The sequence below is a fragment of the Bradyrhizobium sp. USDA 4504 genome (assembly GCF_054063995.1).
The window spans coordinates 4,980,456-5,002,942 of record NZ_JBSSGV010000001.1 but is presented as its reverse complement, the minus strand read 5'-3'; the positions used below and the strand labels follow the sequence as shown (position 1 = coordinate 5,002,942).

The 22,487-nt window shown below is 64.9% G+C and carries 20 protein-coding genes and 1 pseudogene; 17 read left to right on the top strand and 4 right to left on the bottom strand.

The window, feature by feature from the left end; all coding sequences use genetic code 11:
- Nucleotides 1-2 precede the first annotated feature (2 nt).
- The 17 genes and pseudogenes from ACVMB1_RS23530 (at nucleotide 3) to ACVMB1_RS23450 (ending at nucleotide 20,051) form a co-directional block, all read left to right on the top strand.
- On the top strand, nucleotides 3-1,646 hold the full coding sequence (locus ACVMB1_RS23530; RefSeq protein ID WP_141339640.1) for an arylsulfatase: 1,644 nt from the start codon (nucleotides 3-5) through the stop codon (nucleotides 1,644-1,646).
- 68 nt (nucleotides 1,647-1,714) lie between these two features.
- Nucleotides 1,715-4,249 (top strand): fused MFS/spermidine synthase, encoded by a 2,535-nt coding sequence (locus ACVMB1_RS23525; protein WP_141339638.1) that lies wholly within the window; start codon nucleotides 1,715-1,717, stop codon nucleotides 4,247-4,249.
- A 4-nt stretch (nucleotides 4,250-4,253) separates the two neighbouring features.
- On the top strand, nucleotides 4,254-5,288 hold the full coding sequence (locus ACVMB1_RS23520; protein WP_244558639.1) for an AAA family ATPase: 1,035 nt from the start codon (nucleotides 4,254-4,256) through the stop codon (nucleotides 5,286-5,288).
- A gap of 7 nt (nucleotides 5,289-5,295) precedes the next feature.
- Entirely contained in the window at nucleotides 5,296-6,282 is a 987-nt protein-coding gene (locus tag ACVMB1_RS23515) for a DUF58 domain-containing protein (protein ID WP_057021076.1), read from the top strand.
- A complete protein-coding gene (locus tag ACVMB1_RS23510) occupies nucleotides 6,275-6,766 on the top strand; it encodes a DUF4381 domain-containing protein (RefSeq protein ID WP_076823744.1) in 492 nt (163 codons plus the stop codon). Before ACVMB1_RS23515 ends, ACVMB1_RS23510 begins: the two co-directional genes overlap by 8 nt.
- On the top strand, nucleotides 6,759-7,757 hold the full coding sequence (locus tag ACVMB1_RS23505) for a vWA domain-containing protein (protein ID WP_076823747.1): 999 nt from the start codon (nucleotides 6,759-6,761) through the stop codon (nucleotides 7,755-7,757). Before ACVMB1_RS23510 ends, ACVMB1_RS23505 begins: the two co-directional genes overlap by 8 nt.
- Nucleotides 7,750-9,270 carry a VWA domain-containing protein gene (locus tag ACVMB1_RS23500; protein ID WP_076823749.1) on the top strand — a complete coding sequence of 507 codons (1,521 nt, stop codon included), beginning with the start codon at nucleotides 7,750-7,752 and terminating at the stop codon, nucleotides 9,268-9,270. Before ACVMB1_RS23505 ends, ACVMB1_RS23500 begins: the two co-directional genes overlap by 8 nt.
- Nucleotides 9,267-10,661: a BatD family protein gene (locus tag ACVMB1_RS23495; protein ID WP_076823752.1), complete on the top strand. Its 1,395-nt coding sequence runs from the start codon at nucleotides 9,267-9,269 to the stop codon at nucleotides 10,659-10,661. Before ACVMB1_RS23500 ends, ACVMB1_RS23495 begins: the two co-directional genes overlap by 4 nt.
- A complete protein-coding gene (locus ACVMB1_RS23490; RefSeq protein ID WP_076823754.1) occupies nucleotides 10,658-11,716 on the top strand; it encodes an HAD family hydrolase in 1,059 nt (352 codons plus the stop codon). The genes ACVMB1_RS23495 and ACVMB1_RS23490 overlap by 4 nt, the downstream gene beginning before the upstream one ends.
- Complete coding sequence (locus ACVMB1_RS23485; protein ID WP_057021056.1) at nucleotides 11,713-11,955, top strand: DUF3302 domain-containing protein; 243 nt, start codon at nucleotides 11,713-11,715, stop codon at nucleotides 11,953-11,955. The genes ACVMB1_RS23490 and ACVMB1_RS23485 overlap by 4 nt, the downstream gene beginning before the upstream one ends.
- Nucleotides 11,955-12,896: an HlyD family secretion protein gene (locus tag ACVMB1_RS23480; RefSeq protein WP_253589457.1), complete on the top strand. Its 942-nt coding sequence runs from the start codon at nucleotides 11,955-11,957 to the stop codon at nucleotides 12,894-12,896. The genes ACVMB1_RS23485 and ACVMB1_RS23480 overlap by 1 nt, the downstream gene beginning before the upstream one ends.
- Nucleotides 12,897-12,911: 15 nt before the next feature.
- Nucleotides 12,912-14,345, top strand: coding sequence for a DUF1254 domain-containing protein (locus ACVMB1_RS23475; RefSeq protein WP_076824205.1), 1,434 nt, complete (start codon nucleotides 12,912-12,914; stop codon nucleotides 14,343-14,345).
- Nucleotides 14,342-14,878, top strand: a pseudogene (locus ACVMB1_RS23470) (DUF1254 domain-containing protein); the annotation flags it as partial. The gene ACVMB1_RS23475 and the pseudogene ACVMB1_RS23470, both read left to right, overlap by 4 nt.
- 52 nt (nucleotides 14,879-14,930) lie before the next feature.
- Complete coding sequence (locus tag ACVMB1_RS23465) at nucleotides 14,931-15,851, top strand: DUF1214 domain-containing protein (RefSeq protein WP_456849268.1); 921 nt, start codon at nucleotides 14,931-14,933, stop codon at nucleotides 15,849-15,851.
- Nucleotides 15,848-16,867, top strand: coding sequence for a DUF1254 domain-containing protein (locus ACVMB1_RS23460; protein WP_143270681.1), 1,020 nt, complete (start codon nucleotides 15,848-15,850; stop codon nucleotides 16,865-16,867). Before ACVMB1_RS23465 ends, ACVMB1_RS23460 begins: the two co-directional genes overlap by 4 nt.
- Nucleotides 16,868-16,916: 49 nt before the next feature.
- On the top strand, nucleotides 16,917-17,942 hold the full coding sequence (locus ACVMB1_RS23455) for a SphA family protein (protein ID WP_141339636.1): 1,026 nt from the start codon (nucleotides 16,917-16,919) through the stop codon (nucleotides 17,940-17,942).
- 21 nt (nucleotides 17,943-17,963) lie between these two features.
- Entirely contained in the window at nucleotides 17,964-20,051 is a 2,088-nt protein-coding gene (locus tag ACVMB1_RS23450; RefSeq protein ID WP_456849266.1) for an adenylate/guanylate cyclase domain-containing protein, read from the top strand.
- 144 nt (nucleotides 20,052-20,195) lie between these two features.
- Here the strand turns inward: ACVMB1_RS23450 and ACVMB1_RS23445 are convergent, their stop codons facing one another.
- From ACVMB1_RS23445 to ACVMB1_RS23430, 4 genes are all read right to left on the bottom strand, one after another.
- Nucleotides 20,196-20,477, bottom strand: coding sequence for a hypothetical protein (locus ACVMB1_RS23445; RefSeq protein ID WP_057021052.1), 282 nt, complete (start codon nucleotides 20,475-20,477; stop codon nucleotides 20,196-20,198).
- 95 nt (nucleotides 20,478-20,572) lie between these two features.
- Nucleotides 20,573-21,085 carry a MarR family winged helix-turn-helix transcriptional regulator gene (locus ACVMB1_RS23440; RefSeq protein ID WP_076823768.1) on the bottom strand — a complete coding sequence of 171 codons (513 nt, stop codon included), beginning with the start codon at nucleotides 21,083-21,085 and terminating at the stop codon, nucleotides 20,573-20,575.
- A gap of 77 nt (nucleotides 21,086-21,162) precedes the next feature.
- Nucleotides 21,163-22,152, bottom strand: a complete 990-nt coding sequence (locus ACVMB1_RS23435; protein ID WP_083714856.1) for an MFS transporter — start codon at nucleotides 22,150-22,152, stop codon at nucleotides 21,163-21,165.
- The gene (locus ACVMB1_RS23430; protein WP_083714857.1) at nucleotides 22,146-22,475 is read right to left on the bottom strand and encodes an MFS transporter; all 330 of its coding nucleotides are present in this window, start codon (nucleotides 22,473-22,475) and stop codon (nucleotides 22,146-22,148) included. Before ACVMB1_RS23430 ends, ACVMB1_RS23435 begins: the two co-directional genes overlap by 7 nt.
- Nucleotides 22,476-22,487: the final 12 nt, after the last annotated feature.

The window sequence follows — 22,487 nt, the reverse complement described above, 5'->3', positions numbered from 1 at the left end:
GAATGAGCGATGAGAGCAATATCGTTGCCAGGCAGTCCGGTAGTCGCGGAGGGCTGCTTCGTGGCTTGTTCGCGGCGGCGTTGGTCGCGACAAGCCTGGCGCCATTTGCCGGGTCTCCCGCGTCAGCGCAGCAGCCGAACGCGGCCAAGCCGAATATTCTCGTGATCTTCGGCGACGATGTCGGCCAGTCCAACATCAGCGCCTATACCCGCGGGCTGGTCGGTTACAAAACACCGAACATTGACCGCATTGCCAATGAAGGCATGATCTTCACCGACTATTATGCCGAGAATAGCTGCACCGCCGGCCGCTCCACCTTCATCACCGGACAGGTCTGCCTGCGGACCGGCCTCTGCAAAGTCGGTATTCCGGGAGCACCGGTCGGCTTGCAGAAGGGCGACATAACTATCGCGCAGGCCCTGAAGCCTCTCGGCTACGCCACAGGTCAGTTCGGCAAGAACCATCTCGGCGATCGTGATGAATACCTGCCGACCAATCACGGCTTCGATGAGTTTTTCGGCAATCTTTATCATCTTAACGCCGAAGAAGAGCCCGAGCGGCCATACTGGCCGAAGGACGACGCAGCTTTCGTCAAAGCCTATTCGCCGCGTGGCGTCCTCAAAGCTTCCGCCGACGGCAAGATCGAGGATACCGGCCCGCTTACCAGGAAGCGGATGGAGACAGTCGATGACGAGACTACAGGTGCTGCGATCGATTTCGTCACGCGACAGGCAAAGGCCAACAGGCCGTTCTTTACCTGGATGAACTTCACTCGCATGCACATCTTTACCCACGTTCGTGCCTCGATGCGCGGGCAAAGCGGCATGCCGGGCAATGAATACGCTGACGGCATGGTCGAGATGGACATGAACGTCGGAAAGCTGCTCAAGACGCTCGATGACCTGAAGATCGCAGACAACACGATCGTCGTCTTCAGCACGGACAACGGCCCGAACGCGTTCACCTGGCCGGATGCAGCGACGACGCCCTTCCGGTCGGAGAAGGACACCAATTGGGAAGGCGCGTTCCGTGTGCCGGCGATGATCCGTTGGCCCGGCCACGTCAAGGCAGGCGAGGTTGCCAACGGAATCGTGTCAGGTCTCGACTGGTTCCCGACGCTCCTTGCCGCCGCCGGCGATCCCGGGGTGAAGGATCGCCTGCTCACCGGCTGGCAGCCGCAAGGCGGCTCGACCACCTTCCGCAATCACCTCGACGGGTTCAACCAGCTCGACTACATCACGGGCAAGGCCGACAAGAGCGCACGCAACGAGTTCTACTACTTCAACGACGACGGTGATCTCGTTGCGATGCGAAACGGCGATTGGAAACATACCTTTGAACGGCAGGATCAGCCCGGCCAGTTCGACGTCTGGGCCCACCCGTTCACGCCTTTGCGCGTGCCAAAGATATTCAATCTGCGCATGGATCCGTACGAACACGCGGAGATATCGGGCAGCATGTACGATCAATGGCGGGTAGAGAACGCGTACATGATCGCTCAGGCACAAATCAAGGCGGCAGCGTTCCTGCAGACCCTTGTTGAATATCCGCCAAGCCAGCGGATTGCGAGCTTCAGCATCGACCAGATTCGTCGTGCGGTCGACAAGAAGGTCGATGAATCGTTCAAGAAGCGTGGTCTCGAATAGTCGCGAGGCCCTGCGAGACAGGCCAGTGGTATCGGCCTGTCTCGCACTGTATCCAAGGGGATTAGCGGATGGATGCTCGATCGAGCATAGGGTCTGCATCGACCGCGACCCGAGCACACCGAAAGAATCTGGACGCCGGCGCGAGCCGGAGGCTTGTCGCAGCGGCGCTGGCATTCGTCTCGGGTGCCGCCGGCCTGATCTACCAGGTGATCTGGATCAAGCAGCTCTCGCTCGTGGTCGGCGCTGATGTCTACGCCATCACGACCGCCGTGAGCGCCTTCTTTACCGGCCTGGCGTTGGGCGGCCTGATCTTTGGTGGAAGGGCTGACCGCGCCAGCCAGCCGGCGAAACTCTACATCGCGATCGAGATCGGCATCGGCATAACCGGCGTCGCCACCACCTTGATCCTGGCGAATATCGCGCCGGTCTTCGTGGCGATCGAGAGCGCGAGCGGCTTGCTCGCATGGGCCATGGTGTTCGTTCTGGTCGGCATCGCCCCGCTTCTGATGGGTGGGACGCTGCCGGTCCTTGTGCGTGCGGTGCTGCAGAATTCCGGCGATGCCGGCCGCGTCGGCGGCCGGCTATACGCCGCCAACACGGCCGGCGCGATTCTTGGCGCTCTGCTGCCGATGTTTGTCCTCATTCCGCTGTTCGGGGTGCAAGGGACCTCGATCGCGGCGGCGACCCTCAATGCCCTCGCGGCGGCGGGGGCAACGGTGCTTGGCCGGATTCCCTTGGCGTCGGCGAGGATCAAGCCTGCCGGCCGCGCGGCGGCGCATCAACCGCGCCGGGTCGGCTTGGCCGTTGCCCTCTATGCCGCCGCCGGCGCAATTGCCCTCGGCTATGAGGTTGTCTGGTCCCAGTCCATCGTTCAGTTCATGAGTACGCGCAGTTTCGCGTTTTCCGTGGTGCTTGCGACGTACCTCGCGGGACTTGCGGCGGGTGCCGCGATCGTTGCGCGGGTAATCGACCGGATCCGCGATCCCTGGAGTGTCTTTGGCCTTCTGATCGCCGCCGCCGGTTTCCTGGCTTTGATCGAGATCGCGGCACTTGGCCATTGGCTCGTGGTCGCGCAGACGGCGACCGAGGCGTTCGTGCTCCGCCTTACCGAAAGCCAGTTCGCCGGCATGTGCGCCCGCTTCGCGGTGGCAGCGTTCTGCATCGTATTCCTGCCGACCTTGCTGCTCGGGGCGGCCTTTCCGGTGGCGCTGCGTCTGGTGGTGCGGGATGCGCATATCGGGCAGGACGTTGGTGCCGTCGTGGCGGTCAATACGCTGGGCGGTGTGGGCGGCGCGCTTCTCACCGGCTTCGTGCTTCTGCCCTGGCTCGGGCTGGTCCACACACTTGCATTGCTCGCAATCGGTGCCGGCCTGCTGGGTGTCTTGGCCTGCTGGGGCGGTCGCTCGAGCCGCACCGGTCTTGGACTGGCATTCGCGGTCGGCGCAGCCTGCATCGTCGCTGCGGTCGCCACGCCGTCCGACCGATTGGCCCAATTGCTGCCGGCAGCGCGGTCGGGAAAAATCATGTTCTATGAAGAGAGCCCGGGTGGGACCGTTGCGGTGGTCAACACCGGCCGCTTCCGCCGGCTCTATATCCAGGGCGTATCCAATTCCGGCGACGCCATGCCGTCGCTGCGCTACATGCGGCTGCAAGCGCTCCTGCCTCTCATCATTCACAATGGCGAGCCGAAATCAGCCCTGGTGATCGGCTACGGCACGGGCATCACGGCCGGTGCTCTCTCGCAATTCCCTGCTCTCGACAGGAGGGTGGTGGGTGAGCTGCTCCCGGCGGTCCTTCGTGCGGCTCCGATGTTCGACGGCACCTTCAACGCCGCGTCCGACCCGGGATTGGAGAAGCGCTTGGGCGACGGCCGTCGCCTCCTGCAGCGCGAGAGCCAGACCTACGACCTGATCACGCTGGAGCCACCGCCGCCATCGGCGGTGGGCGTCGTCAATCTCTATTCTCGCGATTTTTATCGTCTGGCTTCGTCGCGACTGAACGACGACGGGATTGTCGCGCAGTGGTTGCCGCTGCCAACGCAGAACGACGAGGACACGCGCGCACTGGTTCGCAGCTTCATCGATGTGTTTCCGTACGCGTCTCTGTGGACATCGGAGCTGCATGAAATGTTGCTTGTCGGGTCGCGTCGTCCGATTCAGTTGGATGCGGAGCGCATCAGCGCGAGATTCAATCAGCCCGAGACGTCTGCGGCGCTTTCCGCGGTCGGCGTCAACTCGGTCGCGGCGCTGATCGCAACCTGGATCACCGACCGCGACGGGCTCGTGCGCTACGCGGCGGACGCGCCGGCGGTGACGGACGACAGGCCGCGGATCGAATACGCGACATGGGTTCGTCCGGACGAGTTCAGCCGGACGATTTCGCACATCTGGCAGTACCGTAGCGAACCGCCGCTCAAGGGAGCGGACGAGCAATTCACCGCCTCGCTGCTGAGCGAAAGGCGAGATCTTGATGCGTTCTATCGTGCCGGCCTCAGCGCCTATGCGGGCAACAGGCAGGCTTACGCGCGCGAGATGGCGAGCCTGAGCCAAGCGGCGAGGCGAAACCCCTATTACCGGTGGTTTACGGGGTCCAAGGAGCCGTAGTGCAATGTCAGACCATGCCGCAACACAGTTAGCGGCCGCCCCGGCGCGGCGAACCGCCAAGGACTCCGCGGCGCGCGACGCCGTGCTCGATCTCAAGGCGCGCATCGGCAAGTCGGTGCTCGGGCAGGATCATCTGGTCGAGAGCATGCTGATCGGGTTGCTGGCCAACGGCAACCTCCTGATCGAAAGCCTGCCGGGGCTTGCCAAGACGCGGGCGGTGAAGACGCTGGCGAAGAATCTTGCCGCGGACCTGTCGCGCGTGCAGTTCACGCCGGACCTGCTGCCGTCGGACGTGACCGGCGCGGAGATCTACCTGCAGACCGAGAAGGGCGGCCAGTTCCAGTTCCAGAAGGGGCCGATCTTCGCCAACCTCGTGCTCGCGGACGAGATCAACCGCGCGCCGGCCAAGGTGCAGTCGGCGCTGCTGGAAGCGATGGAAGAACGTCAGGTCACCGTTGCCGGCAAGACCTACAAGATGCCAGACCTGTTCATGGTGCTCGCGACCGAGAACCCGATCGAGCAGGAGGGCACCTATCCGCTTCCCGAGGCGCAGCTCGACCGCTTCCTGATGCATGTCGTGATCACCTATCCCGACGAGGCGACCGAAGGAGAGATCATCAAGCTCAATCGCGCCGAGAATGCGCGGAAGCCGGAAGCCGGAGCTGCCGAGCCGCCGCCGGTGCCGCAGCAGGCGATCCTCGATGCGCGCGGCGAGCTCGATGGCATTTTCGTCTCCGACCTCGCACAGAAATATATCGTCGACCTGATCTATGCGACGCGGTTTCCCGGCCGCTACGGCGAACCCCTGAGTAAATGGATCCAGATCGGCGCCAGCCCGCGCGGCAGCCTTGCCATCGACCGCAGCGCGCGGGCGCGGGCATGGCTCGACGGGCAGGATTTCGTCACGCCCGACCACATCCGCGCCGTCATCCACGACTGCCTGCGGCACCGGCTGATCCTGAGCTACGAGGCCGTATCGCAGGGCATCAGCCCCGACCAGGTGATCGACAAAATCACCGAGCTTGTCGCTGCAGCGTGAGGCCGTGATGACGGAGACATCAGCCAGAACGCCCGGTGTCTACGTCGGTCTCGACGATCTGATCGCGCTCGAATTCCGGGATCGCAGGGTTTCGTTCCTGCCGCGCCAGCCGGTGCATAGTCTGCTGTCGGGCCGGTTCGCCTCGCGCATGCGCGGCCGCGGGCTGAACTTCGAGGAGATCAGGGACTATCGCCCGGGTGACGATGTCCGCGAGATCGACTGGAAGGTCACGGCGCGGCTGCAGAAGCCGCATGTGCGCGTCTTCAACGAGGAGCGCGACCGTCAGGCTCTGCTCGTGGTCGATCAGCGGCTGTCGATGTTCTTCGGCAGCCGGCGCGCCATGAAGTCGGTCACCGCGGCCGAGACCGCCGCGATCGGCGCCTGGCGTGTGCTCGGCGTCGGCGACCGGATTGGCGCGATCGTGTTCAATGACAGCGATGTCGTCGAGCTGGCGGCGCGGCGCAGTCGCGCGACGGTGTTGCAGATATTGTCCACCATCGTCGCGCAGAACCAGGCGCTCGGCGTCGGCCGAGGCATCGTTCCGGCGTCAGGCATGCTCAACCGGGCGCTCGAACATGCCGAGCGGCGGACGATGCATGACGCAACCGTGATCCTGATCAGCGATTTCGATGGCGCCGATAGCGCGACGCGCCGGATGATCGGGGCGATCGCCCGGCATAACAACGTGGTCGCGGTGCTGGTCCACGATCCCTTGCAAAGCGATTTGCCGGCCTCGAGCCGGATGACCGTCACCGATGGCGAGCTGCAGATTCAGCTCGAAGTTGGTCGCGAGAGCGTCCGCAAGAGTATCGCGCAGGCGTCGCAGGAGCGGCTGCGCGGCGTATTCGCGTGGACGCGCGAGCTTGGCATTCCGGTGCTGCCGCTGAGCACAGCCGAGGAAACGGCGCCGCAAATCCGGCGTCTCCTGGGCGGGCTGCCGGCCCGGCACGGACGCGGTGGCGGTCACGCCCGAGCGGAGGCGGCTCTTGGCTGATCCCCAACCCGTCATTGTGGATCCCGTCGCGGGCCTGATCGATATCCCGCTGCCCCCGTCGGTGAGCCTGCTTCCGGCGACATGGGCGTCGCGGATCGTGATCGTGCTGGTTGCCGCAGGGGTCGCCGTCGCGGCGTGGCGCCTGCTGCGACATTTCCGCGCCAACCGCTATCGGCGCGCGGCGCTCGCGGAGCTTGACCGGCTGCTGCAGACACAAGGCGGCGTCCCGGAGGGAATGGCCGCGAGCCTCGCGCTGCTGGTGCGGCAGACCGCGCTCGATGCCTTTCCGCGCGAAACCATCGCGCCACTTGCCGGCGCGGGCTGGCTTGCGTTCCTCGACCGCAGCTATGGCGGGGACGAATTCTCGCAAGGCGCCGGACGGCTGGTCGCGACCGCGCCGTACGGGCGGACGACGGCGGATGCCGGCGATCTAACGGCGCTGCAGGATCTGGTGCGGCGCTGGATCAGGGGGCACCATGTTTGAGTTCACATGGCCCTGGATGCTCGCGCTCCTGCCGCTGCCGATCCTGGTGTGGTGGCTGTTGCCGCCGTATCGCGCGCGGCAGGCCTCGGTGATGGTGCCGTTCTTCGACCGCCTTGCGGCGGCAACCGGACAGACCCCGCAGCGCGGCGCCGTCGTGCTGCAACGGCGGCGCATCCAGATGGTGACGGCCGTATTGATCTGGGCGCTCGTCGTCGCGGCGCTGGCGCGGCCGCAATGGGTCGGTGATCCCGTCACGCGCGAGGTTTCGGCGCGCGATCTGATGCTCGCGATCGATATCTCCGGCTCGATGGACCAGCGCGACTTCCGCGGCAGCGATGGCGCGACGTTGACGCGGCTCGACGGCGTCAAGCGCGTGGTCGCGGATTTCATCGCGCATCGGCACGGCGACCGCGTCGCGCTGGTGCTGTTCGGCACCAGGCCCTATGTGCAAGTACCGTTCACGCAGGATCTGCAGACCGCGACCGCGCTGTTGGCGCAGACCGAGGTCGGCATGGCCGGACAGCAGACTGCGATCGGCGACACCATCGGGCTTGCGATCAAGACCTTCGAGGCCAGCAAGGCGCGCGAGAAGCTTCTCGTCCTGCTCACGGATGGCAACGACACGGCGAGCCGCGTCCCTCCGGAGCATGCCGCCGACATCGCGCACCAGAACGGCGTCGTGATCGACACGATCGGCGTCGGCGATCCGGCCGCGACCGGCGAGAACCGCGTCGATCTCGGCGTCCTGCGGTCGGTCGCCGCCACGACCGGCGGCCATTTCTACCGTGCCGAGGACGGTGCGCAGTTGCAGGCGATCTACGCGGACATCGACCGTCTCGCGCCGGCCAAGCTCGATACGCTGTCATGGCGGCCGAAGCAGCCGCTGTTCCAGTGGCCGCTCGGCGCCGCCGTGGTGCTGTCGCTGCTGCTGTGGCTCGGCCTGTCGCTGGAAAGCGGGCTGGGACGAAGGGGAGCGATCGGCCATGCATGACGCGGCCGCGATTCCCTTCCATCTGCTGCGGCCGCTGTGGCTGCTCGCGCTGATTCCCGTTGCTGCCGTCTTCGCATGGGTGCGGTGGCGGCAGAGCCCGCAGGCGCAATGGGGCGGGGTGATCGCGCCGCATCTGCTCAACCATCTCATCGTGCAGCCGGGGACGGGGCGTGGCGTCAGCCCGCTTTATCTGGTCGCCGCCGCGCTGTCGCTTGGCATCGTCGCGTTGTCGGGCCCGACCTGGCGGCGTGAGCTGCCGCCCTTCGTCGAGGACAAGGCGCCGCTGATGATCGCGCTGTCGCTCGACGCAACGATGGGGCAGAGCGACGTCGCGCCGACGCGGCTCGAACGCGCCAAGCAGAAGATCAGGGATCTGCTTGCGGCGCGCGCCGGCGCGCGCACGGGGCTGATCGCCTATGCGGGCACCGCGCATCTGGTGATGCCGCTGACCGACGATCGCGCCGTCATCGAACCCTTCCTCGCCGCGCTTGCCCCGGGCCTGATGCCGTCGCCCGGGAAGAACGCGGTCGCGGCGGTGGCGCTCGCCGCGGAGGCGCTCGCGACCGAAACAGTGCCCGGCACGATCCTGCTTGTCGCCGACGACGGCGGTGACGAGGAGGGAGCGGTTCGTCAGGCTGCCGGACGGAACGGCCTGGTCAAGCTGAGCGTCACGCCGAACAAGGGCGAAAGGTTCGGGCTCGGTTCGGACGTCGTCCAGGTCAGCATCGACGACGCCGACATCGCGGCGCTCGAGCGCCGGATCGAAACCCGCTATCAGGCCGCGCAGGGTGACGCGTTCGGTACGCAATGGCGCGATGAGGGCTTTTGGCTGCTGCTGCCGATTGCACTGCTCAGCCTGCTCTGGTTCCGGCGCGGCACGACGGTGGCCTGGGTTGTCGCCTTCGTCTGTCTGTCGCACGTGTCGTCCGCGAGGGCGGAGGAGTCGCGCCGTTTTGCCGACCTGTGGTTGACGCCGGATCAGCAAGGACGCATCGCCTTCGATCGCGGCGACTATACGACCGCGGCCAAGCGCTTCTCCGATCCGATGTGGCGCGGCATCGTCGCCTATCGGGCGTTCGACTTCCTGACGGCTGCGCAGGAATTCGCGCATGTCGAGACGCTCGAGGGACGCTTTGCGCTGGCTAACGCCCAGGCGCAGAACCACGCCTATGAGAAGGCGATCGCCGCCTATGACGAGGTTCTGAAGGTCGCGCCCGGCCATGTCGCCGCGAAGACCAACCGTGCCATCGTGGTGGCGGCGCTGAAGGCGAAAGAGGAGAAGCGGAAGAAGCAGGAGCAGGACGACAGTGCGCCGCCGGACGAGAAGGCCGACGAGATGCGGGTCGACCCGACCCAGAAGGGCGGCAAGCGGATCGAGGTGAAGCCGACGGATCTCACCACGGCCGGCGCCGCCGAAGCCTGGATGCGTCAGGTCCAGACCACGCCGGCTGACTTCCTCAAGCTGAAATTTGCGATCCAGGACGCGACGCGGCCGGCGGGGACGAAGCCATGAGGCACCCGCTCGCCGCCGTAGCCCTGATGATCGGACTGCTGATACCCTGCGCGGCGCTCGCCCAGCAAACCGCGCCGGAGCCGATCCTGCGGGTGACGATCGATCCGCCGCGCGTCGTGGTGGGGCAGGCGGCCACGCTGCGGATCGACGTGCTGGCGCCGAACTACATGACGGCGCCACCCGAGCTGCCCGACTTCCAGGTCCGCAATGCCGTGACCCGTCAGTTGCGGAGCATCAATGAAAACGAGCAGCGGGACGGCCTCACCTATGCCGGCGTCCGGTTCGAATTCGCCATCCATCCGCAGGAGCCGGGCAGCTACGCGATCGCCGGCCAGGCGATTACCATCAAATACGCCGCCGAGCCGCCGGCGACGCGCGAGGCCACACTCGCGCTGCCGCCGATCGCATTTGAGGCCTTCATCCCGGACGCGGCCTCCGCCCTGCAGCCGTTCCTGGCCGCGCGCAATCTGTCGATCGAGCAGACCGTCAACCGTTCGTCGGATCAGCTCAAGACCGGGGACGCCGTGACGCGGACCGTCACCGTCAAGGCCGAAGGCATTCCCGCGATGCTGCTGCCGCCGGTGAAGTTCACCGCGTTCGACGGACTCAAGCTCTATCCTGCGCAGCCGTCGCTCCAGGACAAGACCGACGGGCGCACCGATGTGCTGTCCTCGGCGCGCACCGACAGCGGCGTCTACATGCTCGAGAAGGCCGGCGACTATGTGCTGCCGCCGATCGACCTGCGCTGGTGGAACACCGGCGCGCAAAGCATCGATGTGGCGCATCTCGACCCGGTGACGCTGCACGTGGAGGCGAACCCCGCAGCCGGCGCTGCGTCCTCCGTCGGCACCTCCGGCCCGCGCCGGTCATGGGGCGCGCTGCGCGATGTCGTCGCCGACCACTGGCTGTCGATCGCGCTCGTGCTCCTGGCGCTTGCCGGGCTCGGCTGGCTGATGCCGCGGATGGTGCGGGCGATCGCGGCGCGTCTTCGCCGGCGTCGCGAGGCCTATCTCCGCTCGGAAGCGTTCGCCTTCAGCGAGCTGCGGCGCGCCGCGCGCCGTGGCGATGCCAAGGCGGTCTACTTCGCGCTGCTCGACTGGCTGCAGCGGTTCGAGCCGGTCGCGCCGCAGCATACGGTCGAGGCGTTCAAGGCCGTCGCCCATGATGCCGCGCTCGATGACGAGATCGGCGCGGTCGAGCGCGAGCTGTTCGCGCCGTCTGCCGGCGCGGTGCGCTGGTCACCGCACCGGCTGCTGCGCCACATCGGCGGTGCCCGGCGCAGCATACGACACGAGACGGCGCGCGCCGCAAGGCACAGGGCGCCGGGACAACTCAATCCGGTTGACGATCGTGTGCTGTCGCTCAACCGGCAGAGGAGGCCTGCGAGATGAGCCGCGATGTTGGTGCCTTTGCCGTCTCGAAGAGATTGCTGCTGATCGCGTTGATCGCCCTGCCGCTCAGCGCGCTGGCGCCGGCGCGCGCGCTGAGCCAGGTCGATCCCTTACCGTCCTGGAAAGACGGCGCGGCGAAATCGGCGATCGTCGATTTCGTCGCGCGCGTCACGACACAGGGCGGGCGAGACTTCGTGCCGCCGGCTGAGCGGATCGCGACGTTCGACAATGACGGCACGCTGTGGACCGAGCAGCCGTTCTACTTCCAGCTCGCCTTCGCGTTCGACCGCGTCAAGGCAATGGCGCCGGAGCATCCGGACTGGAAGACGCGGCAACCCTTCAAGGCGCTTATCGAGAAGGACAGCAAGGCGCTGGCCGCGAGCGGCGAGAAGGGCCTCCTGCAGATCGTGATGGCGACGCATGCCGGCATGACCACCGATGCGTTCGCAAGCTCGGTGCGCGACTGGCTCGCGACCGCCAGGCATCCGCGCTTCAACCGGCCGTATGACAGCCTGGTCTACCAGCCGATGCTGGAGCTGCTGGCCTATCTCAGGGCCAACGGCTTCAAGACCTTTGTCGTATCCGGCGGCGGCGTCGAATTCATGCGGCCGTGGATGGAGCGGGTCTACGGCATCCCGCCGGAGCAGGTGGTCGGCTCGTCCGGCGTGGTGAAATTCCAGATCGGCGCCGACGGCAAGCCCGTGCTGATGAAAGAAGCCAAGGTCGAGTTCATCGATGACGGCCCGGGCAAGCCGGTCGGCATCAACCGGTTCATCGGCCGCCGCCCGATCTTTGCGTTCGGCAACTCGGATGGCGACCTGCAAATGCTGCAATGGACCGTGGCGGGGTCGGGCGCGCGCTTCGCCGGCATCGTGCACCACACGGATGCGGTTCGTGAATATGCCTACGACCGGCAATCCAGGATCGGCAAGCTCGACAAGGCGCTGGATGCCGCCAGCGCGGGTGGCTGGACCGTGGTCGACATGAAGCAGGACTGGAAGGAGGTCTTTCCGCCCCTGACCGCGGCCGGCGCCGCGACGGAGGCGAAGCCATGAGCGGCTACGACATCTTCGCCTGGATCGTGCTCGTCATCCTGGTCGCGAGCGCGATCGGCGTGTTCTGCATCGCCGGCTGGCTGCCCGGGCACATCGCGAAATCGCGCAATCACCCCTATGCGCAGGCCGTGATGGTCGCCGGCTGGATCACCTTGATCTGCGGCTTTGCGCTGTGGCCGATCGCGTTCATCTGGGCCTATGTCGATGTGCCGGCGCCGCGCCGGGCGGGAGATGCGTGATGGGTGTCGCGATCTTCAACGTCTATCTGGTGCTGCTGTTCCTCTTGGTGCATTTCAAGATCGTGCGCTTCAACCTGTTCTGGAAGGCGTCTCCCTTCATCGTGCTGGTGTTGCTGCTGTTCGGCCTGCTGGTGCCGATGGGCTGGGGCGCGCCGCAGGGCTCGGCGCTGGTCGTGCGCAACGCAGTGTCGATCGTGCCTGACGTCGCGGGCGAGGTGACCGAGGTGCCCGTCGTCGCCAACGTGCCGCTGAAGGCCGGCGACGTCCTCTTCAAGATCGATCCGACGCCCTATGACGCGCAGGTCAAGGCGATCACGGCGCAGCTCAAGCTGTCGAAGACGCGGCTTGCGCAGATGACGACGCTTTACGAACGCGACGCCGGGCGCGGCTTCGACGTCGAGCAGCGGCAGTCCGAGGTCGATCAGCTCAGTGGCCAGCTCGAGGCCGCGCAGTGGAACAGCGACAAGACGGTGGTCCGCGCGCCGGCCGACGGCTACGTCACCAACCTCGCGCTGCGCAAGGGCGCGCGGGTCGCGAACCTGCCGCTGTCGCCGGTGATGGCGTTCATCGACACCTCGAACACAATCATCGGCGTCGAGATCAATCAGATCGATGCGCGCTACGTTGCGCCCGGGCAGGAGGTCGAGGTCACCTTCAAGTTTGCGCCCGGGCAGATCTACACGGGCAAGGTCGAAAGCGTGCTGCAGGCGGTCGCGACCGGCCAGGCCACGACTTCGGGCACCGCCGTTGCGCCGAAGGCGATCGAGGCGGTGCCGTTCGTCGTGCGCGTCAAGCTCGATGATGCCGCGTTCGCCAACCGTCTGCCGGCCGGCTCGACCGGAACGGCGGCGATCTACACCGACCATCTGAAGCCGACCCACGTCGTGCGCCGCGTGATCCTGCGGCAGCTCGCGATCGTCAATTATGTGAATCCGTTTTGAGTGATGGAGATTGTCATGAAGCCATTGATCGCCGGAGGACTTGCGCTGATGATGGCGACCGTATTGGCATATGCCCAAACGCCGTCCAGCGATGATCTGAATCGCCGCCTGATCGAACGCCGCGCTGTCGAGGCCGTGATCTGGGGCATTCCCGCGGTCAACACCGACCTGATGCGGCAGGAGATGCTGACCAGGACGCCGGGCAAGGTGGGGCAGGTGATCTATTGGGGGCGTCCGCTTGATTGGCACAACCAGACGCTGACGCCGAATCCGGACGCGCTGTACTTCATGACGTTCTTCGACACGCGGAATGGTCCGATCGTGCTCGATCTCCCGCCTAACGATACGAACGGATCGTTCAACGGCAATATCGTCACGGTCTGGCAGATGCCGCTCGAGGATGCCGGCCTGCTCGGCGTCGACAAGGGTGCCGGCGGCAAGTTCCTGATTCTGCCGCCGGGTTACAACGGCCCGAAGCCCGACGGCTACATCGCGCTGCAGTCCGACACGTTCGGCGGCTACATGCTTCTGCGCTCCAACCTCAAGAGCCACGGCGATGCCGACGTCCAGGCCGCGATCGCCTACGGCAAGCGCATGAAGGTCTATTCCCTGGCGCAGGCGGCCAGCCCGCCGGCGACGGTGTTCAGCGACGTGAAGGACACCGATTTCGATTCCACCATTCGCTACGACGCGGCTTTCTTCGAGCACCTGAATCGGATCATACAGGACGAGCCGTGGATCGACCGGGATCGGGTGATGATCGATAGCCTCAAGTCGATCGGCATCGAGAAGGGAAGGCCGTTCGCTCCGTCCGAGGCGATGAAGACGGTGCTTGCTTCGGCGGCGAAGGAGGCGGGTGCCTGGTTGGCGGCGAAATACGACGCCGGCCTGCCGCCGTTCTTCTCCGAGACCAGCCGCTGGACGTTCCCGGCGCCGCCGGACGTCGTCAAGGCCTACTCCGACGGGTTCGCCGATCCGAACGCATACCCGACCGACAGCCGCGCTCTCGCTTACAGCTACGCCTATATCGGCATCAAGCGCCTGGGCGCCGGTCAGTTCTATGCGATCTCGATCCGCGACAAGGCGGGCGATGCCTTCGACGGCAGCAAGACCTATCGCCTCAACGTTCCGGCCAATGTTCCGGTCGCACAATACTGGTCGGTGACCGCCTACGATCGCGCGACCCATGCGTTGATCAAGAACGTCGCTCGGGCCAGCCGGTCCTCGCAAATCCCCGACCTGAAGAAGAACCCGGATGGCTCAGTCGACATCTATATCGGGCCGGCGGCTCCGACCGGACAGGAGACGAACTGGCTGCCGACCGACCCCGCGCGCAAGTTCGAACTGATGGCGCGCTTCTACGCGCCAAAGAAGGAATTTTTCGACAAGGTGTGGAAGCTGCCCGACGTCGAGCGGATCGCCATCACAACAGGCGGTTCAACGAAATGAAGCGCCGGAAATCAGTTATCGGTACAACAGGGAGTTGCGTGATGAAGGTCCGTCTCTTGCGCGCCACCGCCGCCATTGGGCTCGTTTGCGTTATCCCGGCGTCGGCGCAAACCCAAGCGCCTTACGCGTTCGAGCGCGGCTATCCGACGGCGGATACGACCAGGCGCGCACGCGATGACGCCGACTTCCAGCGGGCGATCACCGCCTATCGGTTCTGGTATCCGACCGTGTCGGTCGAAGGCATCTTCAACGGCAACCGTGAGGTCGGCATCAAGGACGGCGAGAAGATCGGCATCGCCGCCGCGGGCCCTCGTCAGGTCGGTTTCACGCTGAACTCTGATACGCCCTATGGCTCCGGCGTGATCGACGTGAGCAAGGGGCCGGTCGTCATCGAGATTCCGCCCGGACCTTATATCGGCCTCGTCAACGACCACAACCAGGGCTGGGTGCTTGATATGGGGTTGCCCGGGCCCGATGCCGGCAAGGGCGGCAAGCATCTTGTGCTGGCGCCGGACTACAAGGGTGCGGTGCCGGCCGGCTATCACGTGGCGCGCTCGAAATCCTACAAGAACCTGCTGGCGATCCGTGCGCTGCCGGTGGGGCGGCGACGTCAACAAGGCGATGGATGCGTTGCGTGCGCTAAAAGTCCATCCGCTCGGCAGCAACCGCAATCTCGCAGTCGTCGATACGACCAAGGAGAAGCTGGACAGCTCCTCGTTGCGCTGGGAAGACAACGGTCAGTTCTGGCAGGTGCTCAAGCGGATTGTCGACGAGGAGCCGATCGTTCCGTCGTTCCTGCCGATGTATGGGCTGCTGTCCGAACTTGGCATCGAGAAGGGCAAGCCGTTCGCGCCCGACGCGCGCATGACCGACATCCTCGCGCGTGCGGCCAAGGCTGGGCGCGACCAGATGCTGGTGTCGGCCTTCGACAGCGCACGGCCCGATCGTATCAACTGGCCGGATCGCAAATGGGAGTGGGTCGGCCTGACGCCGGGCAGCGCGCAATTCGAGACGCCGGCCGGCATGGATCTCGAGGCGCGCGACCGCTGGTTCGCGCAGGCGATCGTCACCTCGCCGGCGATGTTCCGCCGGACCGCCGGCGCTGGCTCGCTCTACTGGATGAGCGTGCGCGACGCTACCGGCGCCTTCCTCGACGGCGGCAAGAACTACACATTGTCGTTGCCGCAGCCGGTGCCCGGCAAACTGTTCTGGTCGGTCACCGTCTATGACACGGCGACGCGATCGCAGGTGCAGACCGATCAGGATCGTGGCGCGCTGCGCTCGATGTTCGAGCTGAAGGACATCAAGGGCAGCGCACCGGCGCAGCTCTATTTCGGCCCTGACGCGCCCACAGGCCACGAGGCGCACTGGATCAAGACACAACCCGGCAAGGGTTGGTTCGCCTATATTCGCATCTATGGGCCGGAAGCAGCGGCCTTCGACAAGAGCTGGAAGCCGGGCGACTTCACCGAGGTGAAGGCTGCCACGGTCGGGAGCATGAAATGATGCTGCGGAATTTCCTCTTTGGTGGTGTCCTTTGCCTCGTGGGCCAAAGTGCATCGCTCGCGCAATCGCCGGTACCTGTCACGGTCGACAATTTTGCCCGCGCCGAGTCCGATCTCTATCTGGGCAATCTCGCCAAGGGGGTCGGCCTCGGAAAGCTCAACCATCGCCGCGAGCCGGCCAGCATCGACAACCAGACCGTCATCCGGCTCAACCGCGATACGCTCTATACATCAGGGGTGTTCGACCTCGACGCCGGGCCGGTGACGATCACGATGCCGGACCCTGGCAAGCGCTATATGGCACTGCAGGTGATCAGCGAGGATCATTATGTGCCCGCGGTCTATTACGGTGCCGGCAAGCGCACGCTGACGCGCGACAACGTCGGCACGCGCTACGCGGTGGTCGGAATTCGGACGCTCGTCAATCCAAACGATCCGAAGGATCTCGAACAGGTCCACGCGCTGCAGGATGCCATCAAGGTTAGCCAGAAAGGCACCGGCAAGCTCGAACTTCCGAACTGGGACCCCGCCAGCCAGAAAGCCATTCGCGAAGCGCTGCTTGCGCTCAATGATTACACCGGAGGCTTTGCGCATGCTTTCGGACCCAAGGGGCACGTCGATCCTGTCAGGCATCTGATCGGCACGGCCGCCGGCTGGGGCGGCAATCCCGACAAGGACGCCACCTATCTGAGCATCACGCCTACGAAGAATGATGGCACGACGGTCTACAAGCTGACCGTCCGCGACGTCCCGGTCGACGGCTTCTGGTCGATCAGCGTCTACAACGCCAAGGGATATTTCGAGAAGAATTCCTACGACGCCTACACGCTGAACAATATCACCGGCGCGAAGGGCCCCGACGGCTCCGTCGCGGTCCAATTCGGCGGCTGCGACGGCAAGATCCCGAACTGCCTGCCGACCATGAAGGGCTGGAATTACACGGTCCGGCTCTACCGGCCGCGGGCGGAAATCCTGAACGGCAAATGGAAGTTCCCGGAGGCGCAGGCGGTCAACTGAAGCGCGCGCGAATCCGCTACGATGGCCTGAACGAAGTGGGGAGATCAGGATGAGGATGGTCAAGAATCACAGGTGCGCCGCACTGGGCATAGCTGGCGCACTCGCACTGTCGGCAGCGCCGCGCGCGGCGTTGGCCGATTCCGGCGGGGTCAGCTTCTGGCTGCCCGGCGCGTTCGCAAGCCTGACCGCCGCACCGGCCATGCCCGGCTGGGCGTATGAGACGATCTACATTCACCTCGACCAAAGCGCCAACGCGGGCAAGAATTTCGTGATCGGCAACCGGGTGCCCGGATCGGTCGTCGCTGGTCTCAACGCGCATGCAGACGTTCTCGTGGAAGGATTTACCTACACCTGGGCTCAGTCCGTGCTCGGGGGCCAGGCCGCCGTAACCTTCCTTGCCGCGCCGGGAAATGTCGGCGTCGGTGTCGACGCGACACTGACGGGGCCGCGGGGCAATACGGTCTCGGGCGTCGCAACCGACAACCGCAACACGGTCTCCGATGTCTTCTACCAGGGCACGCTGAAATGGAATCAGGGTGTCAACAACGAGATGGTCTACATCTTCGGCAACATCCCGAGCGGGACCTATGACAGCAGTCGCCTCGCCAATCTCAGCTTCGGATTCACTGCGATCGATGTCGGCGGCGCCTATACCTATCTCAATCCTGAATCCGGCCAGGAGTTCTCGGTGCTGGCGGGCGTCACCTACAATGGAATGAACAAGGATCTGCAGTACCAGAACGGCATCGACTTCCACGTCGACTGGGGACTTTCGAAGTTCGTCGCCAAGAATGTGCATGTCGGTGTCGCCGGCTACTATTTCCAGCAACTCACCGGCGACAGCGGTGCCGGCGCGAAGCTCGGTGATTTCAAGGGACGCGTCGCGGGCATCGGCCCGCAGGTCGGATTCATCTTTCCGGTGGCCGACGGCTATCAGGGCTATCTGAACCTTCGTGGCTACAAGGATTTCGCCGCAGAGAACCGGCCGGAAGGGTGGACGGCGTGGGTGACGTTCCAGCTCTCGCCGGCCGCGCCGGCTACTACACCGACGAAGCCGATCGTGCGCAAATATTAGCGGAGGCGAACGACGAGCTCGATGAGTGATGCGCGCGAGACCGGCCGGGGGCCGGTTCGTATCGGCTTCCGCACCTCGATCATCACGGTGGTCATCGCCGCGGTGCTGGTGGTCGGACTGACGCTGGTCTATCTCAGTTTCAGGCGGGTCTCGTCGATCACGCAGATGGCCGCGAGCACCTTCATCGACAAGGTGGGGCAAATCGGCGCCGATCGCATCGACGCGCAGTTCAAGAATGTGCGCGACAACCTCGAGATCCTGGCAGGAATTCCGGCCATCCAGGAGGCCGACGTCGCCGACAATGTCAGGCTCTACGCCCTGCTGGCCTCGATGCTGCGCAACAATCCGCAGATCTTCAACCTCTATGTCGGGTACGAAGACGGCTCCTTTCTTGAGATGGACGTCATCGATCGCGCCAAGCCGCAATTCCGCACGGCGCTGAATGTCGCCGCCGACGCCGTCTACCGCGTCGTCGTCATTGCCCGCTCCGGCGCGGCCGCCGCGGCGCCGGTGACGCTGTTCCTGTCCGAAAACCTGACCAAGGTCGCCGAGGTGGCGGGGCCGCATAGCTACGACCCGCGGCGGCGTCCCTGGTATGTCGATGCCTTAAAGGATCGCAAGACGCTGCTCACCGGGCCTTATGTGTTCTACGCGACCGGGGAGCCCGGCTACACGCTGCGCACGCCGCTCAGGGAGGGCCGCCGCGGGGTGGTGGCCGCCGACCTGCTGCTCAATCGCCTCGAGGAGATGCTGAGCCGGCAAAAGCTCGGAAAATCCGGGCTGGCCTTCCTGTTCAACGACGCCGACCGCATCGTCGGCCATCCCGAGATGCGCGAGCTGATGACGGAACGCAGCGACGCACTGCCCCGGATCGACGTCCTCAAGCTTCCCGGCCTGTCCGCGGCGATCCAGTCCTGGCGCAGCGACGGGCTCGCCCAGCAGTTCTTCACCGACGCCGACGGACGGACCCTTGTCGCGGCCTTTCACCGCATCGAGACGGCCGGTGCGGCCAACATCCACCTCGCGGTGGTCGCCCCGCTCGACGAGTTTTTCGCCAAGATCATCTCGGAGCGGCGCGCGCTGTTCGCCATCGCGCTCGGCTTTGTGATCGCGATGCTCCCTTTCGCGTTCTGGCTCGGCTCGCTGCTCGCCCGGTCGCTGCGTGAGCTGGCGCGGCAGACCGACGAGATCCAGCGCTTTCAGCTCGCCGACCGGCCGCGGATGCAATCGGCCATCGACGAGATCGATGAACTGGGCCGCTCGGTGTTTACGATGCGCACCGTCGTACGCAACTTCTCAAGCTTCATTCCTCAGCCGATCGTCCGTCAGCTGATGCAGTCCGGAGCCTCGCTGCAGCTCGGCGGTATCAGGCGCGAGGTCACGGTTCTCTTCACTGACGTCGCCGACTTCACCGCGAAGACCGAGAAGGCGGACCCCTCGCAAGTCATGATCTTCACCTCGCGTTATTTCGCCGCGATGTCGGAGGCGATCATGAAACACCATGGCACCATCGACAAGTTCATCGGCGACGCCGTCATGGCACTGTGGAACGCGCCGGACGAGGATCCCGATCACGTCGTTCATGCCTGCGAGGCCGTGCTGGACTGCGTTCACCGCAATGCCGAGCTCAACCGGGCTTTCCGCAGCGAAGGCTGGCCGGCCTATGGCACGCGGTTCGGCCTGCATCTCGGCGATGCCGTGGTCGGCAATGTCGGCTCCGCCGCCCGCATGAGCTACACCGCGCTCGGCGCCACCATCAATCTGGCCTCGCGTCTCGAAGGCCTCAACAAGAACTACGGCACGCAGGTCCTGGTGAGTGCAGCCGTGAAGGCGCGTGCCGAACACAGATTCGCGTTCCGCAGCGTCGACCAGATCCGGCCGAAGGGCTTTGCCGACGCGATCACGGTCTACGAGCTGTGCGGCGAACGCGGCGATTCGGAGCTGACGTTCTGCGCGCGCTGGGAAGCCGTCTACAGTTCGATCCGGTACGCGGAGCCCGCCGCGGGCGGCGCTGCGCATTGCCGATTTCCTGGTCGAGTACCCCTGGGATTGTGTCGCGCAGTACCATGCCGAACGGCTGCGCAACGCGGTTCAGCAACCGTTGTTTGATCTACCGGTGCCCTGAGATGCAGGGAGAGGAATTAGATCCGACCCTCGATCTTCCAGGGCCGCTTCGGTCGTCGATCGAGATTGCGCGATCGCCGATGCGATCGTTTCGGCCGCCCCCGCAACAGGGGCGCGTAACGCCGGTGGCTAGGCGGCCATCAGTTGCTGAAGCGCAACAGCCTGCTCACGGGTCTGGAATGCGATGGCGGTGTGGGTAAAGCCCGACGATGCCTGGGTCTGCGCGATGTGATTGAGGACCTCGTTGCCCTTGACCACGTGAAGATCCATTCCCTGGCCGGCCGGGAAAATCCCCAGAACGACGTCGTAGGCCTCGATGATGGCCTTCAAGGCGCCACCCTTGTCTTCCGACGCGTCGATAAAGATACGAACATCCGCGGCGATACTACGAAGTTCGTCAAAGTCGATCACTGGAAGTCTCCCATACGCAACTCACTGATCGATCCTAGCTACAACTTGCTTACTGAAACATAAATTACGCGGGGTTCCTCACCGGACAAGTGTCGCTAGGCGCCGGTCGGCGGCCTCCGTTTCGCAATGCGTTTGACCGGCGCATGGGCCGGCACGGCGTTCGAGGTCTGGTCGGCCATGTGGGGGATGCGGTGCTCGATATGCGCCACGACCCGGAAGAAGCTCTCCAGCGCCTTGGCGTCGAGACCGGCCGTGAGGTTGCTGTGCCGGCGCAGGATTTCATCCAGACTGCGGTCGAGCAGCGCCACGCCCTGCGATGTCAGCCGGATCTCGGTCCGGTTCCGGGCGCTGCCTCGCACCGGCGTCAGCTCGATCAGGCCCTTTTTCTTCAGCGAGGCCGTCTCGCGGCTGACGACGGCCTTGTCCAGTTGCGCATTGGTCCAGATGTCGTAGGCGCTTGCCGGTTCATGCTCCCTGAGAAAGGACAGCACCCGCCATTCCGCGAGCGATACGCCGTAGGCTTGCGGGAAGAAGGCATTGGCATTGGCGCGCAACTTCGCGACCAGGCTGGACAGCACCGTGGGCACGTAACGTTCGAAATCGATCACCAGCTCCGAGCCCGTGTTCCCTTGCGCGGCGCGGCGCGGGTCAGGGGCTCTGTTGCGGTTTGCGCCAGTCCGGCTCTTCATTCTTTCACGAGTTGAGTGCGCGCGATCAGGACCAACGCCGCCGCGACCAGGAGAACGCCTGTTACCACGAGGAATCCGGTGGTGAAACTGCCCGAGGCGTCCTTGGCGCGTCCGATCACGATCGGGATGGTGGCGCCTCCGATGCTGCCGATGGTGCTGACCAGGCCGATCGCGCCCGGCGCGCTCTGCCGCGACATGTAGGACTGGGGAATAGTCCAGAACACGGCCTGCGTACCATAGACACCGACATTGGCAACCATGAATCCGATGATGATCCAGACCGGCGATGTTGAAAAGGCCGCCATCGCGAAGCCGGCCGCTGCGATCACGAAGGTCATGGCCGCATAATAGAAGCGCTCACCGACATGGTCGGAGTGCCGCGACAACGCGATCATGCCGATCAGGCCGGCGACGGGCGGGATCGCGGTCACGAAACCGACCTGTGAATTCGGCAGCCCGAACGACTTGATGATTTGCGGCAGCCAGGGAAACAGCGAAGCCAGGCCGCAGAACAGGCCGAAATTGCACAGGCCGAACAGCAGCACCATCGGCTTGGTGATGGTCCTGAGCACGCCTTCGGCATGCACCACCCCGGTCGCCTTGGCGTCGCGCTCCAGCGCGCTGGTCAGCCAGTTGCGCTGCGCCGTCGACAGCCAGCTCGCCTGCTGCGGGCGGTCGGTCAGATAGAAGATGCCGACGATCCCGAGAATGACGGGCGGCAGGCCTTCGAGGATGAACAGCCATTTCCAACCCGAGATGCCGAACACCCCGTTCAGCTCGAGGATCGCGCCGGAGATCAGCGAGGCGAAGATATAGGAGATCGGCACCGCATAGTTGAACATCGCGTTGTAGCGGGCGCGGTAGCTGAATGGAAACCAGAGGCTCAGCAGCAGCATCACCCCGGGAAACAGGCCGGACTCGGCAAATCCGAGGAAGCCGCGGAATGCATAGAGGCTGAGCGGGCCCTGCGTGAATGCCATCAGCATCGGGCGATGCCCCACAGGATCGCGATCCGCGTCAGCGTGACGCGCGCGCCGTATTTGCTGAGGATGAGATTGCTCGGGATCTCGAAGATGGAATAGGTGAAGTACATGATGCCGACCGCGATGCCGAACTTCTCGGCATTGAGCCCGAGCTCCTTGTTCATCTGCAGCGCGGCAAAGGAGATGTTTCCGCGGTCGAGAATGGCGAGGAAATACATCGCCATGACGAACCACATCAGGCGCAGCGCGACCTTGCGGATTGTGGTGCGTTCGATCTGCGGATCGGCGGTCGTCATCGCCGCCTTGTCCATCACGACTTCGGTCATCCCTGTTTCCCC

What these genes read in the sequence shown, in the direction of transcription:
- ACVMB1_RS23520 (WP_244558639.1), top strand. Translation starts at nt 4,254, where the DNA reads ATGTCAGACCATGCCGCAACACAGTTAGCGGCCGCCCCGGCGCGGCGA.
- ACVMB1_RS23450 (WP_456849266.1), top strand. Translation starts at nt 17,964, where the DNA reads ATGAGTGATGCGCGCGAGACCGGCCGGGGGCCGGTTCGTATCGGCTTC.
- ACVMB1_RS23430 (WP_083714857.1), bottom strand. Translation starts at nt 22,475, where the DNA reads ATGACCGAAGTCGTGATGGACAAGGCGGCGATGACGACCGCCGATCCG.
- ACVMB1_RS23495 (WP_076823752.1), top strand. Translation starts at nt 9,267, where the DNA reads ATGAGGCACCCGCTCGCCGCCGTAGCCCTGATGATCGGACTGCTGATA.
- ACVMB1_RS23455 (WP_141339636.1), top strand. Translation starts at nt 16,917, where the DNA reads ATGAGGATGGTCAAGAATCACAGGTGCGCCGCACTGGGCATAGCTGGC.
- ACVMB1_RS23435 (WP_083714856.1), bottom strand. Translation starts at nt 22,152, where the DNA reads ATGCTGATGGCATTCACGCAGGGCCCGCTCAGCCTCTATGCATTCCGC.
- ACVMB1_RS23460 (WP_143270681.1), top strand. Translation starts at nt 15,848, where the DNA reads ATGATGCTGCGGAATTTCCTCTTTGGTGGTGTCCTTTGCCTCGTGGGC.
- ACVMB1_RS23525 (WP_141339638.1), top strand. Translation starts at nt 1,715, where the DNA reads ATGGATGCTCGATCGAGCATAGGGTCTGCATCGACCGCGACCCGAGCA.
- ACVMB1_RS23485 (WP_057021056.1), top strand. Translation starts at nt 11,713, where the DNA reads ATGAGCGGCTACGACATCTTCGCCTGGATCGTGCTCGTCATCCTGGTC.
- ACVMB1_RS23500 (WP_076823749.1), top strand. Translation starts at nt 7,750, where the DNA reads ATGCATGACGCGGCCGCGATTCCCTTCCATCTGCTGCGGCCGCTGTGG.
- ACVMB1_RS23505 (WP_076823747.1), top strand. Translation starts at nt 6,759, where the DNA reads ATGTTTGAGTTCACATGGCCCTGGATGCTCGCGCTCCTGCCGCTGCCG.
- ACVMB1_RS23480 (WP_253589457.1), top strand. Translation starts at nt 11,955, where the DNA reads ATGGGTGTCGCGATCTTCAACGTCTATCTGGTGCTGCTGTTCCTCTTG.
- ACVMB1_RS23490 (WP_076823754.1), top strand. Translation starts at nt 10,658, where the DNA reads ATGAGCCGCGATGTTGGTGCCTTTGCCGTCTCGAAGAGATTGCTGCTG.
- ACVMB1_RS23475 (WP_076824205.1), top strand. Translation starts at nt 12,912, where the DNA reads ATGAAGCCATTGATCGCCGGAGGACTTGCGCTGATGATGGCGACCGTA.
- ACVMB1_RS23530 (WP_141339640.1), top strand. Translation starts at nt 3, where the DNA reads ATGAGCGATGAGAGCAATATCGTTGCCAGGCAGTCCGGTAGTCGCGGA.
- ACVMB1_RS23515 (WP_057021076.1), top strand. Translation starts at nt 5,296, where the DNA reads ATGACGGAGACATCAGCCAGAACGCCCGGTGTCTACGTCGGTCTCGAC.